The sequence below is a fragment of the Demequina sp. TMPB413 genome (genome assembly GCF_020447105.2).
GTDB lineage: Bacteria > Actinomycetota > Actinomycetes > Actinomycetales > Demequinaceae > Demequina.
Genome location: NZ_CP096184.1, coordinates 1,998,711 through 2,017,381 on the forward strand (window position 1 = coordinate 1,998,711; position 18,671 = coordinate 2,017,381).

Annotated in this window: 12 protein-coding genes and 1 tRNA gene; all 13 read right to left on the reverse strand. The window is 68.8% G+C overall.

The features are described 5' to 3' along the window. Nucleotides 1-42 precede the first annotated feature (42 nt). Nucleotides 43-118, reverse strand: a tRNA-Thr gene (locus LGT36_RS09570). 92 nt (nt 119-210) lie between these two features. Next, a complete protein-coding gene (locus tag LGT36_RS09575; RefSeq protein ID WP_226096566.1) occupies nt 211-1,752 on the reverse strand; it encodes an alpha/beta hydrolase in 1,542 nt (513 codons plus the stop codon). 58 nt (nt 1,753-1,810) lie between these two features. Then, nucleotides 1,811-4,567, reverse strand: a complete 2,757-nt coding sequence (locus tag LGT36_RS09580; protein ID WP_226096567.1) for an FtsX-like permease family protein — start codon at nt 4,565-4,567, stop codon at nt 1,811-1,813. Beyond that, on the reverse strand, nt 4,564-7,740 hold the full coding sequence (locus LGT36_RS09585) for an FtsX-like permease family protein (protein ID WP_226264619.1): 3,177 nt from the start codon (nt 7,738-7,740) through the stop codon (nt 4,564-4,566). The genes LGT36_RS09580 and LGT36_RS09585 overlap by 4 nt, the downstream gene beginning before the upstream one ends. 55 nt (nt 7,741-7,795) lie before the next feature. Continuing rightward, on the reverse strand, nt 7,796-8,464 hold the full coding sequence (locus LGT36_RS09590; RefSeq protein ID WP_226097282.1) for an ABC transporter ATP-binding protein: 669 nt from the start codon (nt 8,462-8,464) through the stop codon (nt 7,796-7,798). Nucleotides 8,465-8,547: 83 nt separating this feature from the next. Further along, nucleotides 8,548-9,459 (reverse strand): ATP-binding cassette domain-containing protein, encoded by a 912-nt coding sequence (locus LGT36_RS09595; protein WP_226097279.1) that lies wholly within the window; start codon nt 9,457-9,459, stop codon nt 8,548-8,550. Nucleotides 9,460-9,555: 96 nt separating this feature from the next. Beyond that, the gene (locus tag LGT36_RS09600) at nt 9,556-10,725 is read right to left on the reverse strand and encodes a DNA polymerase III subunit delta' (protein WP_226097281.1); all 1,170 of its coding nucleotides are present in this window, start codon (nt 10,723-10,725) and stop codon (nt 9,556-9,558) included. Between the two features lie 11 nt (nt 10,726-10,736). After that, nucleotides 10,737-11,414, reverse strand: a complete 678-nt coding sequence (gene tmk, locus LGT36_RS09605) for a dTMP kinase (protein ID WP_226097278.1) — start codon at nt 11,412-11,414, stop codon at nt 10,737-10,739. Between the two features lie 80 nt (nt 11,415-11,494). Continuing rightward, a complete protein-coding gene (locus LGT36_RS09610; protein WP_226097277.1) occupies nt 11,495-12,493 on the reverse strand; it encodes a Gfo/Idh/MocA family protein in 999 nt (332 codons plus the stop codon). A 235-nt stretch (nt 12,494-12,728) separates the two neighbouring features. Then, the gene (locus LGT36_RS14245; RefSeq protein WP_226097276.1) at nt 12,729-13,583 is read right to left on the reverse strand and encodes a DUF559 domain-containing protein; all 855 of its coding nucleotides are present in this window, start codon (nt 13,581-13,583) and stop codon (nt 12,729-12,731) included. 422 nt (nt 13,584-14,005) lie between these two features. Continuing rightward, entirely contained in the window at nt 14,006-14,938 is a 933-nt protein-coding gene (locus LGT36_RS09620) for a hypothetical protein (protein WP_226097275.1), read from the reverse strand. A 2-nt stretch (nt 14,939-14,940) separates the two neighbouring features. Continuing rightward, the gene (locus tag LGT36_RS09625) at nt 14,941-15,468 is read right to left on the reverse strand and encodes an RNA polymerase sigma factor (protein WP_226097274.1); all 528 of its coding nucleotides are present in this window, start codon (nt 15,466-15,468) and stop codon (nt 14,941-14,943) included. Nucleotides 15,469-15,890: 422 nt separating this feature from the next. Continuing rightward, nucleotides 15,891-18,569: a type I DNA topoisomerase gene (topA, locus tag LGT36_RS09630; RefSeq protein ID WP_226097273.1), complete on the reverse strand. Its 2,679-nt coding sequence runs from the start codon at nt 18,567-18,569 to the stop codon at nt 15,891-15,893. Nucleotides 18,570-18,671 lie beyond the last annotated feature (102 nt).

Below are 18,671 nucleotides of genomic sequence, written 5' to 3' on the forward strand. Positions count from 1 at the left end.
ACTCCGCACGAGTGCAATTCAGCCCATGCAAACTCGCACCAATGGAGCCGCCTAAGGGAATCGAACCCTTGACCTATTCATTACGAGTGAATCGCTCTGCCAACTGAGCTAAGGCGGCGTGCGCCACGGATGGCGCGGTCAGTAAGTCTAGCGCCTACCGAAGCCACGCCAAATCGCGACCTCTGGGAAGCGTCGGCGCCCTGCCTGGCGTCAGCAGCGGACCCCGTCCTCCGGCACCACGCCGTCCACCAAGTAGGCATCGACAACGTCCGTCACGCACTGGTTCGAGCGGCCGTAGGCGGTGTGGCCCTCTCCGCTGTAGGTCAGCAGCGGCGCGCCGAGGTCCTCGGCCAAAGCCTCTGCCCAGCGGTACGGCGTGGCGGGGTCGTTCGTGGTGCCGATGACCAGCATGGGGTTCGCGGAGTCGGCCGCCGCGCCGAGTTCCGTGAGCACCTCGTCGGCCGCATAGGGCCACCCCTCGCAACCACCGGAGCCTGCGAACCACCAACCGAAGGTGGGCGACACCTCGTTCACCTGACGGGCGAAGTCGCGTTGGTCCGCGATCGTCCAGTCGTCGCCGAGACCCGCGGAGTCGAGGCAGGAGATCGCGGTGAACGCCACGCCGGAGTTGCCGTTCCACTCGCCGGTCTCCTCGTTGCGGTCGAGGTAGAAGTTTCCGAGGGACGAGAAGATGCGGGCGGTTTCAGACTCCAGCACCTCGTTGAGCGCGAGCTCCAGGTACTCCCAGTTGATCTCGTCGTACAGGGTGACGATCATGCCGTAGATCATCAGGTTGCCGTTCACGGGCGTCGCGCCGTCGGCGGGGTACGGGTCCTCGAGCGCGTTCTTGGCGATCTGCGCGACCTGCCTGCGTGCGGTCTCGACATCGGGGTTGAGGTCGCACGATTCCCGTTCCACACACCACTCGAGAAAGCTCGTCAGCGCGTTCTCGAAACCGGCCGCTTGCTGCAGCGACTGTTGGGTCGAGTCGAGCAACACGTCAACAGCGCCGTCGAGCACCACGCGGCCCACACGCTCGGGGTAGAACTGGGCGTACGTCGCGCCCAGTTGCGTGCCGTAGGAGAAGCCGAGGAAGTTGAGCTTGTCGTCGCCAAGGACCGCCCTCATCACGTCGAGGTCGCGCGCCGCGCTGACGGTATCGACATTCTCGATCAGCCGACCGGAGAGCTCCCGACAGTTCTCCGCGAACTGCCTGGTCCGTGACCTCGCCTGCTCGAGCTCGTCCTGCGTCTCGACGATGTAGTCGTTCACGTAGTACTCGTCGAGGGTCTTGCCGTCTCCGCAATCCACGGGCGAAGATTCGCCCACGCCGCGGGGGTCGAAGCCGACAATGTCGTAGGCGGCCAGCAGGGTGCCGCTCGCAATGTCCTCGATGCTGTCCAAGAGGTCGATGCCCGAGCCACCGGGGCCGCCTGGGTTGATCAGGAGCGAGCCGATGCGGCCGTCCCTGTCGTCGGCAGGCCTGCGCGACAACGCGATCGCGAAAGTGGGCCCGTCGGGCTCCGACCAGTCGAGCGGCACGTCAATGCTCGCGCACTCAAAGTCTCCGCACGAGCGCCACGTGAGTTCTTGGTCGTAGACGGCCGACGCTTCGGGGTTCTCCGGCGGTCCGCTGCGGCTCGGGCCGTCGTCCTCGATCGACGACGGGCCGGTCGCGTCGTCGCCCCACGGCAGCACGGAGCATCCCGTCAGGGACACGGCGACGACGAGGGCGAGGGCGATGCGCTTCATAGGAAGAGGGTATGCGGTGAGCGGCGTCGCCGACGCACGTAGCGGCAGCGCGACTCGGCTACCCCGCCCTCATCGCTTGGCCGAGCTTGGTGCGCTTCGTGGCGCTCAGTTCCAGCAGCGCCGTCGCGAGACACCCTGCCGTCAGGGTCGGGACGACCAGCCACACCCACCCAGGCACGCTCAACGGCGGACGGCCCTCCTGACCCGTGAGCGCGGCGAGGTCGAGGGGCTCCACCACCGCCCCTGCCAGCGCAATCCCGGCAGCGACCCCTGCCGCGCTGGCCACGACCACCGGCATGGCGAGCGACGCGGCGCCGATCCACGCGGCTCGCGTACGGCACAGACCCAAGACGCGCCACCGCACCGCGCCGGCGGCCCGAAGTGGTGCGCCCGCTACGGCGACGACCACCACCGCGAGGCCACTCATCAGCGCGAGGAGCGCCGCCGCCCCCGGAAGGAGCCAGCGGAAGGCGTGGGCGATCGGGGCTTGGCGATGATCGTCCAGCCACTGGGCACGGGTCACCACCGTGGCGTTCTCCAGCCCTGGTAGTTCGGCGACAGCGGCCGACGCTCCGGCGCCGGTCACCCAGACAACGCTCGGCCACAAGTCACTTGCCTGCACGCTTGACGGCAGCCGCTCGGCGAGCGCCTGCCTGTCGACCCAGACGGTGGGCACAGCGTCGGCTTCGCCGGGGAGGCCGGGAGCCCTTCCCGCCATCACCACCGCGACAGAACCTCCCGGCCACCGCAGCGTGAGTTCCTCGTCACTGTTCGGCACGCCGGTACTCAGCAGCGGGAGCGCGTCAGCCTGGTCAGCGCCCTCGAGCCTGGCGAGTGCCGCGGCATCGGGCAGCGGAGACGTCGAGAGCAGGCGTTCCAGCAGCGCAGCGTCCACGGCAACGACCCTCACGGATTCGTCGACGCCCTGACCAAGGAGTTGGACGTTGGGCTCGATGCGGGCACCCGCGGCGGCCGTGACCCCCGGCTGTGTGGCGAGGGACGCGACGTCCACCTCGACGCCCTCGGCGAGCGGGGCCCTGATCACCACGTCGGCGCCGACGGTAGACCAGGAGGCCTCGACGTCGCCGCCGCGCACCGTCGCGTCGAGCGAGAGGGTGAGGGCGAAGAGGGCCGTGCCAAGAAACACGGCGACGACGGGCAGGCGATCGGTCCGTGTGGTCGCCGCCGTCAACACACTGAAGGGCCCCGTCGTCCTGCGCGTCGAGCGGCGCCACCACCGCCACGCGAGTGGCAACGCGCGATTGAGGGCAAGCGCACCGACAGTGAGCACCAGCACGGGCGCCGCCAGCACGGCGACGTCCGCTGCGGCATTGCCGCCGGAGGCGGCCGCCCCACGCGTCGACAAGGTCATCACTGCGACGGCAGCGGTCAGCGCTACGGCCACCTCCACCACCGTCCGACGCGACCTCGCGATCACGCGCCCCGCCCGGTGGCGGGCGGCGGAAGCGACCCTGCTGCCCCGCCGATAGACCCCCCACGCCAGCACCGGCCCTGGGAGGGCGGCGAGCACGATCACCGGCGCCATCCACAGCGGGTCCGGGCCGGAAGGCAAGAGCACCAGCGCGACGCCGAAGCCGATGGCACCACCGATCAGCGCGAGCACAGCAGACTCGACCGCGATCGCCCACACCACGGCCGCCCGGCTGCCTCCCACCGCACGTTGATGCTCGAGCGTCGGCTCCCTGCGGCGAATGACGATTCCCATCGACAACATCAGCAGCACGCCCGCGACGGCAAACACCCCTGTCAACACCACAAGCGCCTGGGCCGTCGCTGACTGAGTCTTGGCCACCACCAGGTCCAGCTGGCGATCAATCTGAGTCGTGACAGTCGAGCGCTGTCCGTACAGTTCGAAGGCCACCCTGCCCGACGCGAGCGAGCGGGCGGCGGTGGCAACGTCGGGCGCATTGCTCGCGGTCATGCTCTCGGGGACTACCTGGTACGTGAAGGACCGCGACAGTGACGTGTTGCCCACCGCGAAGCGGGCGAATGGCAAGGACTCCTCGCTCAGCAGGGCGCCCACCTCGACTCGCGCCTCGGAGCCGGACACCCTCTTGGGTTCCAGGACGGTGGGCGCGATCTCCCACGCCAGGTCGCTGGCCTCCACGGGCTCAAAGATGCCCGTGACGGTCGCCGTCACCCCGCCGCCGCGAGACATCGACAGGGCGAATTGCGAGCCGACCTGAGCGTCAAGAGTGTTGGCCACCGTGTTCGACAGGGCGATCTCGACGGGGGGCAACTCGAGTATGGGCTCATCCTCATTGGTCGAGACGTCGGAGGCCTGTGGCGGCCCACCCTGGATCCAGGTGACACCGGCGAAGTCGTCGGCCTCGAGATACACAAGCCTCATCTGTGCAGGCACATCGCCCACCCGGCCAGCCTTCATGGCAGAACTCACGAACGACGTGACGGGGCCAGCGAGCACCCCGTCCAGTTCCGTTGGCAGACCTTGCTTGATGCTCGTGGCGATGGTCCTGGCCGCATCGGCCGTGCCGGGAGCCAGCGCGAACTCAGAGCCGTAGGCGTCTTGAAGCGGTACGGAGACGGTCAGTTCCGAACGCTCCGTCTCGCTGGATACGGCCGACCTGATCTCCTCGGTCGCCACGGCCTCCACCACCCGCGGCACCGTTCCGGCCAGGAGCACCGCCACGGCAATGATGATGACCACCAGCGCGAGTGGGCCAGCGTCTCGCCGTGACTGGCGCAAGGTGCTCGCGAGCGGCACGCGGCCAAGGACGAGCCGCCCTCGCGCATGCTGCGGCACGCTCCGCCGTTCGCGCTTGGCCGGGCTCACAGCGGCTCACCCATGCGCAAGCCCACGGCTGCCGAGCGTGCCACCAGCGCCCGAGTCGCCGGCAGCCCCACGGCGATCGTGACGACGAGGATTGCGGCCACCGTCGCGGCGACCACGACCGGCGCGACCGTGAACTGGACCGCGGGAACGGCCACCCCTCCGTCCGATGCCACGACCAACAGCGGCGCGAGTACCCAGCCGACGCCGATGCCCAGGGCAGCGCCAAGCGCCACCGCTCCTGCAGTGAGCGTCATGTGCTGAAGGACGGCGCTGAGCCACACCGCGCGCCGGGGCACCCCGAGCCCCCGCAGCCGCGCCGAGCCGAGCGCGCGCGCCCTCGCCTCTGCGGCCGCGTGTGCCGCAGTGCCGATGAGGACGAGGGCCAAGCACGCCGCCATCAAGAGAGCGAGCGCCACCGGCAAGCCGACGCGCAACGGACCGCTACGCAAGGCGTCTGCCCGCTCCCACCGGGTCGAAGCGTCGGCCAGGCCAGCGTCGGCGAGGGAGGCCGTCGCGACCTGGGTGTCGCTCGACGACCACCAACCGTTGGTCAGGGGCCTGGTATCGCCCGCGGCGAGCGCCGCCCTCGAGAGGGACTCCGCGTCGGCGAGCACCACGGCGCCACGCGGTTGAGACGGCACGTAGGGGGCGATCCCCACGACCTCGACAGGCAGTTCCACCGTGCCGAGCGAGATGGCAAACCGGTCGCCTGACTCAAGACCAAGCTCGCTGGCAGCCGTCGCGGACAGCGCGACGGGAAGCACTTCTGCTGGCGTGAAGGAGAACAGGCGCAATCGATCAGGCTGCCAGCCGAGTTCGAAGGGAGAGAACGTGAACGCGGACAGCACCGTGTCAGTGGTCACCGTCGTGACGTGAGGCACCAGCGCGATGGCGCGGGACAACGGCACTGCCAACCACTCACCTGGAAGCGCCTGGCCGTCCACGACCTCGGCCTCGAGTCGCGCCTCGAGGGTGATGAACCCCACCTCCTCGTAGTCGAGCGACGTTGCCGCCGACATCGAGAAGTCCATTGCAATGACCTCCCACTGCCCGTCGCCCAAAGACACTCCGTCAGGAGCGGTCAGGGGCACCACATGTCGCTCGCCGTCCAAGGGCACGGGGTCCGCGGTCAGCGTCACGCGTCCGCCCCACTCGTCGACCGCCACCACGGTGGGCGTCGCAGTAAGGACCGTCGCTCCTGGCTCGCCGGGAGTGTAGGGGCCCTCGTCGATCTCGCCGGTGACCGCCAACGTGATCACGGGTCCAACGACTTCGATACCAGCCTCGGCCGAATCGGGTGCGAGCCCCTCGACGACAGCCTGCCACGACTCGCCGCCATCGAGGCGACCCCGCATCAGCGTGCCTGCTTGCTCGGTGTCGATCGCCACCACGCGAGCCGCACCCGGTCGCGAGCCGAGGACCACCGGAAGGTCGATCACAGGAGTCACGACGCCCCCTGTCGCCGCGGCAAGACGATCGCCCGTCCCGGGCTCGCCGACCTCGCTCAGCACGACGTCGGCCCCCGTCGCGGCATCAGCCTGGTGGTCTTGAGAGACGGTCCACGTGGACAGATACGTGACAGCGAAGAGGGCACCAGCCGTCGCGAGCACCACGAGGAAGGCTCCTCTGCGCGCGCCAGCGCGCGCGACGTTCCAGCCCACCAAGGGCCACACGATGCCTTTGCCCTTGCGCGCCTCAGCGTCGGCCGCGCGCGCGACGAGGCCCAGCAGGCGCATGGCCACCGCCGCCGCCGCAAGAACGCACAGGGCGGGCACGATGACCAAAGCGACATCGATGCCATCCCCGCTGAACTGGTGGGAACGCAATTGCACGACGCCCGCGACGGCCGCGGCGACCAGCAGCAGGTCGGCCCCCGAACGCGCGTGGCCGCTCGCCGTCGGATGCCGACCGCGAGCGCGCCTGCTCGCCAGCGCGACGATGACGAGCACGCTCGCTGGCAGCAACGCTCCCCCTGCCACTCCCGCCAAGAACGCAGGGTTGCCCAAGGCCTCGCCCAGGCTCGGCGGGGTCCCCCAAGCGGAACGAAGCGCGGGGGTCGCCGTCAAGAACCAATAGCCCGCTGCGGCGACGGGCAGCCCCAACAACACGGCCAACACCGCGAGCGCGGCGCTCTCGGCTGCGGATCGTCGCGCGAGCTGCAGCGTGGTCGCGCCGCGCTCCCGCAGCATGGCGGTCTCCGCCGCACGCCTGGTCACCACCAGTTGGGCCACCAGGCCGATGCTGGCCACGCCGAGCACAAGCGTGATGAGCACGACGGTGAGCACAAAAGACTCCGTGAGGTTGCGCTGCGCCTTCGCCGCCTCGAGCACCTCGGGCAAACCCGACCTCACGGATACTCCGTCTGCCCGATCCCCCCACACCTCCTCCAGCGCTCCTGGCGACCGGCGCACCCGCTCCACCAAAGGCTCGAAGGCCTGCGGATGTCCAGCAAGCACGGGGTCGAGCACCAGGCTGACCTTCCCAAACGGCTCTGGCCCTCCCGTGAGTTCGCCGGTTGCCACCAAGAAAGGCCCGTACGCAGGCAGCCATCCCACCCGCGGCGAGTAGCCCTCGCCTAGGAGCGGGTCCCTCACCCAGCTCTCCGAACCGTCCGGCTGCATGATGCCGACGATCACCACATCGCGGCCTGCGGGCACGCCCTCCTCGTCCCTATCCGGTGCGTCTGTCAGGCGCAGCTCGTCCCCCACGGCGAGGCCAAGATTCGTTGCCGCGGCTGCTGCGACAGCCGTCTCGATAGGACCGTCTGGCCCCGTCGCTTGCGGCCATCTGCCGCTGACAAGGGTCGCGTGCTCCTGGGCAGAGTCGGCGTCCAGCAGGTAGGCCAACCGCACGTCGTTGCCTGGGACGTACAGCATCGGCGAGGCGGCCCATGCTGACACCGCCGCGTCGTAAGGGCCTGCTATATCGAGCAGCGCCTTGGTCGCGTCGGCGAGCCTCGCCGCGTCCTCGCCTGGGCTCGCGGGCCGCGCCTCGTCGGCTGCTTCTGGCATCGCTACCGTCACCGTCAGGAGGTCGGCGCTACCGGAACCCTCCACGCCGTCGGCGTTTCTCACCTCCGCAGCGAGCGCCCGATCCTGGCCAAGGGTCAGCAATTGCATCTCGACGCCCACGAGCGCCGCGCACACCGTCAACACGGCAACGACGGTCGCCATGAGTGGCCACTGGTCGAGCGCTCGGCGGATCAGGGGACCGCCGGCGCCGCGGCGATCACGCATCCGTGAGCCGGCCGTCGACAATCCTGACGGCCCTGTCCGCCAACGCGATCATGATCGGATCGTGCGTCGACACGATTGCCGTCATGCCCTCCGCCTCCACGACCCCGCGAATCAGGGCCATCACGGCGAGGCCGGTGTCCGTGTCGAGTTGGCCCGTCGGTTCGTCCGCCACCAGGAGCTTTGGCGAGCCGGCGAGAGCGCGCGCAATCGCCACACGCTGCATCTGCCCACCAGACATCTCGTCCGGCCGGTGTTCCCCGTGGCCGCCGAGTCCCACCAGGTCAAGAAGCAGGCCGACGCGCTTCTCCCTGTCGCTCACCGACAGCTTGCGTAGCCGCAAAGGCAAGCCGACGTTCTCGGCAGCGGTGAGCTCTTGGACGAGCCCGAAGCTCTGAAAAATGAAGGACACCACGTCGCGGCGCATCGCCTCGAGTGCGTCATCCCCCAGCGACGTGAGGTCCCGACCGTCGACGACGACGTCGCCAGCGTCGGCGCGATCAAGGCCTCCCACGATGTTGAGCAACGTCGTCTTCCCCGAGCCCGATCGGCCCACGAGGGCGACCATCTCGCCCGGCCGCACGTCGAAGGAGACGTCCTGCAGTGCGTGCACCGCGGTGCGGCCCGAGCCGTACGTGCGGCGCACGTGGCGCAGGCTCACCATTGCGGGCGCTGTCGCCGTCGGCGCACCCGCCTGCTCTTCGCGTCCAAACGGGAACGCCGCGCCGCCCGGCACCGCGTCGCCGTTCATCGCGCACCGTCCGGCCACAGCGCAATATGGTCGGCCTCGAGCGCCAACCGCACCCTCCGTGTGAGCCCGAGCGCCTCCCGGTACTCACGCGGCATCTGCACCCGGCCCGCCTTGTCCATGACCGCGTACTCCTCGGCGATGATCCTGGCCCCACCGTCGGCCGTCGCCTCGGTGCGCCTGAGGACCTCCGAGCTGGTCTTGCCGTCCCTGATCGCGACCGTCCGCTCGACCTGGCCGCTCACGGCGGCGTCGTGCGTCACCACCACGACGGTGACGCCCGTGTCGTGACTCGCGGAGCGCAACACGTCAAAGATCTCTTGAGACGTGGCCGTATCCAGCTCGCCCGTTGGCTCGTCGGCCAGGAGCAAGCGTGGCTCGTTCGCCAGCGCGACCGCGATCGACACCCGCTGCTGCTCGCCGCCAGACATCTCCCTCGGCAAGCGCTGCGCGCAATGGGCGACGCCGACGCTGTCCAGCAGGTGGAGCGCGCGGTCGGCCCTGGCACGCTTGCGCATGCCAGCGAGCGACAGCGGCAAGGCGACGTTGGCTTGGGCGGTCAGGTAGGGCACCAGGTTGCGGGCCGTTTGTTGGCGCACCAAGCCGACGACGCTCCTGCGGTACTCCACAGCGTCGGCGCGAGACATCGAGGTGAGATCCCAACCGTCCACGTGGACCTTGCCGGCGCTCGGCTGATCCGCGCCAGCGAGCAGGGTCAGCAACGTCGATTTGCCTGCGCCAGACGGGCCAATCACGGCGATCATCTCGCCGCGATCAACGTGCAAGTCGAGGCCCTGCAAGGCCTGCACCTCGATGGTTCCCTGCTGGTAGATGCGCACCACGTTGTCGCACTCGATCAGGGGCGCGTTCGCGGCCCCGTTCTGACGTCCCAACTGCGTCGGCGCAGGCATGGGCACTCCTTCGAGGGATACGGCTCTGTGGTGCCCATCGTGTCAGAACTCGCGGCCGGAGTGCGCGAACGTCGTCCGCGCTTTGGGCGCCTTTTGCTAGGCGCGTGGGCGGAGCGCGAGGATCATGGCCTCGATCGCCAGGAGGGGTTGCACATTGGAGGCCAGGCGCTCGCGCGCGATCCCGAGTGCGTCGATGCGAGCCATGGTTCCTGGCAGGTCCGTGCGAGCGGCGAGTTCGCGGATGCGTCCCTCGTGCGCGACGTTATTGAGCTCCGTCGCGGCGCCAAGCTGCACGGCGGCCACGTCCCGGTATAGCGACATCAGGTCCGTCATGGCGCGGTCAAGGACGTCCCGTTTGTGGCGGGTCGCCCTGCGCTTCTGGTCCTCTTCGAGCTCCCTCACTTGAGCGCGCAAGGCAGGCGGGATGGTGCCCGTTTCGGCTCCCAACACCGCGAGTAGTTCGGCCTTCTCGTGAGCGTCGCGCTCTTGAGTCGCCGCCGCGGCGTCGTCCTCTGCCACCTGGACCAGGTCGGCCGCTGCGAGCACCGCGTCTCCCACTCCGCGCACCTCGGTCGCGAGCGCGAGCACCTGGTCCCTACGCGAGCGGGCCTTGGGGTCGCGGGCGAGCCTGCGCGCGATGCCGATGTGACTCTGGGCGGCAAGCGCGGATTCGTGAGCCAACCCTGGCTCCACGCCGTCGCGCTCCACGAGCAACCGGGCCACGATGTCGGCGGGCGGGGTCCTGAGCGCCACCACCCTGCACCGCGAGCGGATGGTGACGGAGACGTCGTGAGCGTGCGGGGCGCACAATAGCCAAACGGTGCGCGGCGGGGGTTCCTCGATCGCCTTGAGCAGCACGTTCGAGGTGCGCTCCGTCATGCGGTCGGCGTCCTCGATGATGATCACGCGCCACCGCCCCTCGCTAGGGGCGCGCTGAGCGAGCATCGACAGGTCCCTCACTTCATCGATGCCGATCGTGACCTTCTCCGTGGCGAGGAGCGTGACATCGGCGTGGGCGGCGCTGAGTGCGGTCTTGCACGCCTTGCACTCCCCGCAACCGCCGCTGGTGCATTGCAGCGCCGCGGCGAAGGCGCGCGCCGCGTGGGACCGGCCGGAGCCTGGCGGCCCGGTGATGAGCCAGGCGTGAGTCATCGCGCCCGGCCGCTCGACCGCGGCTCGTAGCGGCGCGATCTGAGTGTCTTGACCCACCACCTCTGCCCAGACCCCAGGCAGCGCGACGCTGGACTGCGCTGTCGGGGCCTGCATCGGCGCTGAAGTCACGGGGTCCCCCACGGCTCGATGCCGGGGGAAGCCGGGTCGAAGCGCGTGGTGCCGCCGACCCGCTCAAGTGCTGCGCGGACGGCCTCCCTCACGTCGGCTGCGACCTCGGCGATCGGACGCGCGGCGTCCACCACCGCGTAACGCTGTGGCGCGCGAGCCGCCCGCTCCAAGAAACCGTGTCGCATCCGTTCGGCGTGCTCCGCAGTCTCGCGTTCCACCCTGTCCAGGTCGCGGTCAAGGCGATCGGCGCGCGGCTCCATGTCCAAGATCACGGTGAGGTCCGGCAGCGCACCGTCGGTCGCCCACATCGAGATGCTCTCCACCATCTCCCCCAGGCCACGCGCCCCGCCCTGGTACACCACCGACGAGTCGAGGTAGCGGTCCTGGACCACCACGTCGCCCCTCTCCAGCGCCGGGCGCACCAACGTGGCGATGTGGTGGGCGCGATCCGCCGCATACAACAGTGCCTCGGCGTGAGGGTCAACGTGGTCGCCGTGCATGATGGCTTGACGCAACTCGATTCCTAGCGGCGTGCCGCCAGGCTCCCTGGTGGTCAGTACTGACCTGGCCCCGGCGTCGGCGCTTGAAAGCCACGCGGCGAGCAGGTCGATTTGCGTGGACTTGCCCACGCCATCGCCACCCTCGAAGACAATCCAGAAACCGCGACCAGCCATGGGGCTACGGTACCGGTTGGGGCCGACGCGGCGTCGCCCGTTGGGGATGCGCGCTCGTACCGCTGGGGACGGGGCTGCGGCTACTGCTCGTTGGGGTAGCGCAGGCCGATCTGTCCGCGCACCAAGTCCATGAGCGCCATGACTTCGCGAGTCGCCTTCCACGGCATGATCGGGCTTTCGGTAAGGCCCGCCGCGATCCCGCGCGCGACCTCGGCCGCCTGGAACTGGAAGCCGTTGTCCACCCGCCCGTCGAACTCACGGATGGTGACGTCGTCCTTGACCACGCGAATCGTGGTGGGAACGTAGAACCAGCCGTCCACCTCGATGCGGCCCTTGGTGCCGATGATCTGAGCCGTGTTGGCCGACTTCGAGACCATCGACGTGTGCAAAGACGCCTGAGCGTTGGGGTAGTCGAAGATCATGGCGACTTGGTTGTCGACGCCGCCATCCGTCAGCTGGCCCACCGCGGTCACCTTGTCGGGCACGCCTAGGAATGTGTGAGCGAACGAGATCGGGTACACGCCCAGGTCGAGGAGCGCGCCCCCTGCGAGGTCCGCGCGGTACATGCGAGGGACGTGCGTCAGGGCCTGGCCGTGATCAGCGATGATGCACGTGATGTCGCCGATCTCGCCTGCAGCGACGGCGGTGCGCAGTTCGTAGATGTGCGGCAAGTGGCGGGTCCACATGGCCTCCATCACGAACACGCCAACCTCTTCTGCTGCGGCGAGAATCGCTTCGGTCTGCACGGAGTTCTGCGCGAAGGCCTTCTCGACCAACACGTGCTTGCCAGCCTCAATCGCGAGAATGGCGGGCTCGTGATGGTTGTTGTGGGTAGTCGCGACGTAGACGGCGTCCACATCGTCCCTGGCAACCAACTCCGCATAGGACGCCACGGCATCGCCAGCGTCGTGCGCCTCGACGAACTGCTTGGCCTTGTCGAGCGACGACGCAGAGGAGACCGCGACCACATCGGACGAGGTGTAATCCCTCACGGCGTCCGCGAACTTGGCGGCGATGCCGCCAGCTCCAAGAATTCCCCAACGGATCGAGGGTGCTGTCATCGGATCTGGTGCGCTCATCCCGCCACCATATCTGAAGGGGTGGGCGGCGCCGCAAGCAGTTGGCGGAGTTGCCCGCGGTGTGCGCAACTGCCATCCGTCGTCGCGCACCCCACCTCGCGGCCAGCGCAGCACGTACCCTCCCTGACACAGCAGACGGTGCGGGCCCGGCGTGTCGCAAGCGACACGCCGGCGCACGCCTCCTAGTGGTGTCAGGCACGGTACACAGGCTCGGACGATCCGCTTGCCGCCCTCGTCACCGCGCCGACCACGCCCCTCCGAGTTGCGCGACGACGGCCCGCGCCACGCATGCGGGATCGCTCAGTACCTCGGAAGCTGCGAAGCGGAGCACTCGGAACCCCAGCTCCTGGAGCGCCCTGTCCCGCCGCCGGTCCGCGACGAACGCGATCGGGTCCGAGTGGTAATGCCGACCATCAACCTCGACAACCACCGCATCTCCCACCATGAGGTCTACCCGGCCGATGCCGTCAAAGCTCACTTGGGTCCTCACGCTGAGCCCGCGTGTCCGAAGAGCGAGCCGGGCAAGTGTCTCCGGGGGCGACTCGGCACCGGCGTTGGCTTCCTCCGCCAACCAGCGGGTGGTCGAAGGGCTGACGCACCGGATCCGCGAGGCGTCGAGCAACCTACGATGTAGCAGATGGTCTACGGCAACCAACAGACTCTCCCGCGGCATGCAGCGCGATGCGTGGTAGACGACATCGGCCGCATCGACCTCCGCGACTCCCGTGAGAGCGGCGCCTCTATGGACCACCACATCTGCGTCGATCCGCGGATCCGCACGGGTGACTCCTCGATTTCTGGGAACGGCGACGTGGGCGCCTCGGGGAGCCGGATCCAGGACAGGCACGCCCCAGTCGCGGAATGCAGTCACGCAGGTGGGGAATCCCCGCAGGGCAGCCGCTGCCACAGCGCCCCGGGAGGCACCCGGCAATGCGTAGCAACCTCGATAGGGCCGAGTCACACACCCGCGCTGTTGAGCCTGCTGAATCTCGCGGCGTGACACGCCACATATCAAGAGGTCTTCGCGACGCATCGCCCCGTGATGTGCCGCGAGCACGGCCTCGATCCGCATCTCACCAATGCTGACCATGCCTCGACTCGCAGTCGAATGGGTGGCGACCTACTTGGGGAGTAAGCGTCGGCATGCGTGTTGGGCACGACGCGCGACCGGCAAGTGATCCGGGAGTCCGCCTGTGGCAAGCCCCGTCGGTGCGTGGGCCGTGCGTTGGACGTGCGCCGGAACTGCGTCGAACGCTAGCTGCGTTCCGTCCAGAAGCCGGAACGTGATCCGTGCCTGACACAGCGCACAGTGCCCACCCGGCGTGTCGCGCGCGACACGCCGCCTCCGACCAACGTGCTGTGTCAGAGACGGTACGCGGAGGGTGCGGAGCCCGGCACGCGCGGAGGGTGCGGAGCCGGCACCGGGCGGGCGGCGGGCGGCGCGACGGGGCCGAGCCGGGCAGGCGCGGCAGGGCGCCCCGCACCCGTAGGTCCGGGGCGCCCCACTCAGAACTAGCCCAGCGCGTCCACCTCCGGCAACGACGGGACTCCGCTGACCACTCGCACCGGCGCCAGCTCCATGACATCGTTCGTGCCGTCGACCGTCAGGTACGCAAGGCGAGTGTGATAGACACCCTCAGGCGGCACCCCGTCACCGTTGCAGCTGTACGTGTCGGCCAACGCCACAAAGGTGCCCGGCTGGTCGTGTACAGGGTCCTGAATGATGCTCCACTCCAGGGAGTAGCCCCACGACAAACCGTCGGCGCTGGTGATGACCAGGATCGCGTTCCGGCCGTACTGCTCCACGCCGGCGGCATCTCCTGCGGCCTCCTGCTCCGCCGTGAGCGGAGCGATCGGGATCGGGTAGCCGCCCACGAGCACGTCGTCACCCCAGCCGTATAGCCTCCCGGTTTCGAGCACGGCCGGTATCGGAACCGACGACCCGAGGAACGGCGCCTCGGCTTGCGCGCCAGGGTAGTCAGCAGCGGCAACGGCTTCACAGGCCAGCGGCCCCTCAAGCGTCCACAGAGCGTCGGTCGCGGCCAAGTAGCCGTCTTCGCCGACGCTGGGCAGGTCAGCTACAGCCGGCAGCGACGACGCGTCGGGCAGTTCGGGTCGTCCCTGGTCCGACGCCGGGCTGGGCGCGGGGGACGGACTGACGGTGGCGGTTGAGTCTGCCTCACCTGAGCTCGGTTCCGGTTGGGACGTCGTCGGAGTGCCTGCGGGCCCAAAGGAGTCAAGCCCGAGGTGCGGCGCGGCGATCACTCCCGCGGCGAGAGCGCCAGCGGCACCAAGTACGCCCGCGCCCATCTTGACGTTCTGGACGCGGCGGCCGCGGGTGACCCGCGCCTCCAAGTGAGCGCGCGTGGCACGGTCGCGCAGGCGGCTTCCCGACGCTGCGGTGTTAGCCCGTGCGAACGCCTCAAGTTCCTCGTGAAGATCCATGGTCACTTCTTCCTCTCGACGACGCCGATGCGGTCCGCATCCCCGTCGATGTCTCCTAGTTCATGTGCCAAGCGGTCGAGCGCTTGGGAGAGGTACCGCTTCACGGTTCCCTCGGCGAGATGCATGTGCGCGGCGATGTCTGACACCTTGAGGTCGTCGTAGAACCTCAGGACGACCACGGCGCGCTCTTGCGGCGCGAGCGCCTTGAGCGCCACACCCATCCGAGCCCGGTCCATGACGGCGACGTCGGCGGAATCCACCGCGTCGGCATGAGCGAGCCGCGGCATGAGCGCTCGAAAGCGGCCCTGGCGCCTGATCCCGTCAATGTGGATTGTGCGCATCGTTGCGCGCACATACCCTTCGGCGGCACGCGGATTGTCGAGCCTTCGTTTCTTGACGAACACCTTGACGATCGCGTCCTGAACGAGATCCTCGCCCGCGTGTTGAGAGCCCGTGAGCAGGTAGCCGTAGGCCGCGAGCCGGTCGGCCCCAGCGTCGAGCATCTCGCCCAACACATCCTTTTGTTCCATGTCCACCCCTTCAGGTCGACACATAAACGCGCCGCCGCGTCGGACCGTTGTCCCTGGGCCGCTCAAGCGTACGGCCGAGCCACCGGCGACGTTGCGAGCCGTCTCTGACACAGGAGACCTGCGGACGCGGCGCGTCCCAGGCGACACGCCGACGCCGACGCCACCGCTGTGTCAGGGACGGTACAGGTCGCCCAGCCGAGGCGTGCGGCGCGGGGGTGCGGCGGGCACGCGGTCGGGTGCGGCGGGCACGCGGTCGGGTGCGGCGGGCACGCGGTCGGGTGCGGCGGGATGGTCCCCGGCACGGCGAGATGGTCCCCGGCACGGCGGGGTGGCGTGCGGCTACCCGGAGGCGCGCGGACGCTGGGCGCAGGTGCAGACCCCCGGCGCGACGGGCGCGCCGCCACCCGGAGTCGCGCGGACGCTTACTTCTTCTTGGGAGCCGCCTTCTTGGCTGCGGGCTTCTTCTTGGCGGGCGCGCGACGCGCGGGCTTCTTCGCCGGGCCCTTGGCGCGCTTGTCCGCCAACAGCTCGACCGCCTTCTCGGGCGTCAGCGTCTCCACCGTCTCGCCGCGCGGGATTGTGACGTTGGTGGTCCCGTCGGTGATGTAGTCGCCAAAGCGGCCGGACTTCGCCACGATCGGCTTCTCGCTGACAGGGTCAATGCCGAACTCGGCCAACGGCGGCGCCGCCTGCCGACCCCTGCCGCGTTTGGGCTCCGCATAGATCGCGAGCGCCTGCTCCAGAGTGATGTCCAGCAGCAAGTCCTCCGACTCGATGGTGCGCGAGTCGGTGCCCTTCTTCAGGTACGGCCCGTAGCGGCCGTTCTGGGCCGTGATCTCCGCGCCGTCGGCGGGGTCGACGCCCACCACGCGCGGCAGCGACATCAGACGCAGCGCGTCTTCGAGGCTGACCGTCTCCAGTTGCATCGACTTGAACAACGACGCCGTGCGCGCCTTGTCCTTCGATCCTTCAGGGACCACTTCGGTCACGTACGGGCCGAAGCGACCGGCCTTCGCGACGATCGGCAGTCCCGACTCTGGGTGGGTACCGAGCTCGCGCTCGTCTCCGCCCTGGTTGGCGAACAGCTCCTCTGACAGCGCGACCGTCAGCTCGTCCGGCGCGGTGTCCTCGGGGACGGAGGCGCGCTGCGTCTCCCCGTCAACTTCGCGCTCGATGTACGGACCGTAGCGGCCCACGCGCAAGGAGATGCCCTCGCCTACGGGGAACGTGTTGATGGCGCGTGCGTCGATGTCGCCCAAGTCCTCAACCAGGTGCTTGAGCCCCTCGGCGCGACCGTGCGTCGCCCCCTCGATGCCCAAGTAGAAGTCGGAGAGCCAGTCCGTGCGGTCAACGTCGCCTGACGCGATCTTGTCGAGCCCCGCCTCCATGTCGGCCGTGAAGTCGTAGTCGATGAGCCAGTCGAAGTGCTTCTCCAGCAATCCCACGATGGAGAACGCGATCCAGGTGGGGATGAGCGTCTGGCTGACCACGCGCACGTAGCCGCGGGCCACGATCAGGTCCACCGTCGAGGCGTACGTCGAGGGACGCCCGAACTTCCTGTCCTCGAGCTCCTTGATCATGGAGCCCTGCGTGAATCGTGGCGGCGGCGTGGTCGCGTGGGTGACGGGCGCGAGGTCGGTCGCGTCAACCGCCTGGCCCTCCGCGAGCTGCGGAAGCCGCGACTCCTTGTCCTCGATGACCTTCGCCTCGTCGTCGTCGTAACGCGACTTCTCGCGAGACTCCTCGTAGGCGGCCATGAAGCCAGGGAACGTGATGATGGTGCCGGAGGCGGAGAACTCGACGGCGTGGTGGTTGGCACTCGTGGCGCCGATGCGCACGGTCGAGGTGGTGCCTGCGGCGTCGGCCATCTGGGAGGCGACGGTGCGCTTCCAGATCATCTCGTACATGCGGAACTCATCACCGCGCAGGTCGGCCCGCACGGATTCCGGCGTGCGGAACGTGTCCCCAGAGGGACGGATCGCCTCGTGTGCCTCTTGGGCGTTCGTGTCCTTGCTGGAGTACACGCGTGGCGAGCTGGGGACCGAGTCGGCTCCGTACAGCTCGATGGCCTGCTTGCGTGCGGCGCGCACGGCCTCGCCAGACAGCGACGGCGAGTCGGTACGCATATAGGTGATGTAGCCGCGCTCGTACAGTCCCTGCGCGACGCGCATCGCCTCTCGCGCTCCCAGGCGCAGCTTGCGGCTTGATTCCTGGATCAGCGTCGAGGTGATGAACGGCGCAGCCGGACGACGCTTGTAGGGCTTCGAGTCGACGCCCACCACAGAGAAGGTCGAGTCGGACAGGCCAGCGGCGAGCGCACCAGCGGCGCCGGCCGTCAGGTGGGTGACCTTGTCGGCATCGGACGTGAGCACGCCGCGGTCGTCGAAGTCCTTGCCTGACGCGACCCGCTTGCCGTCGACCGAGACGAGCTTCGCACCAAAGGTGCGTCCAGCGTCGGCGCCGTCCTTGGCCGCGAACGTCGCGGTGAGGTCCCAATACTCGGCGGCCTGGAACGCCATGCGTTCGCGTTCGCGGTCCACCACCAGGCGCAGCGCGATCGACTGCACGCGGCCAGCGGACAGGCCAGGCGCGACCTTGCGCCACAGCACGGGCGAGACCTCGTAGCCGTACAGGCGGTCGAGCACCCGGCGTGCCTCTTGGGCCTCGACCAACTCCATGTCGACCTCGCGAGGGTGCTCCATGGCGCGCATGATGCCCTCTTTGGTGATCTCGTGGAACGCGAGGCGCTTCACGGGAACCTTAGGCTTCAGCACCTCGAGCAGGTGCCAGGCGATGGCCTCTCCCTCGCGGTCCTCATCAGTCGCGAGGTAAACCTCGGAGGCGTCCTTGAGCTTGGCCTTGATCTCGGCGACGACTTTCTTCTTCTCAGGGCTCACCACATAGAAGGGCTCGAAGCCGTTCTCCACGTCCACAGCAAACTTGCCGATCGAGCCCTCGCGCTTGTCGGCTGGCAGCTCGCTCGGCTGGGGAAGGTCGCGGATATGGCCGACGCTGGAGACGACGTCGTAGTCGTCGCCCAGGTAGCCGCCGATGGTGCGCGACTTGGTGGGAGACTCCACGATGACGAGCTTGCGGGCCATGAAAACCTGACTTCTATAAGGGGTGCGCCTCAGGGTCGAGACCGTCACAGGATACATACGGACCGCAGTTGCCTCTTCTTTGCCCCCTTGGCCGCGACCGGG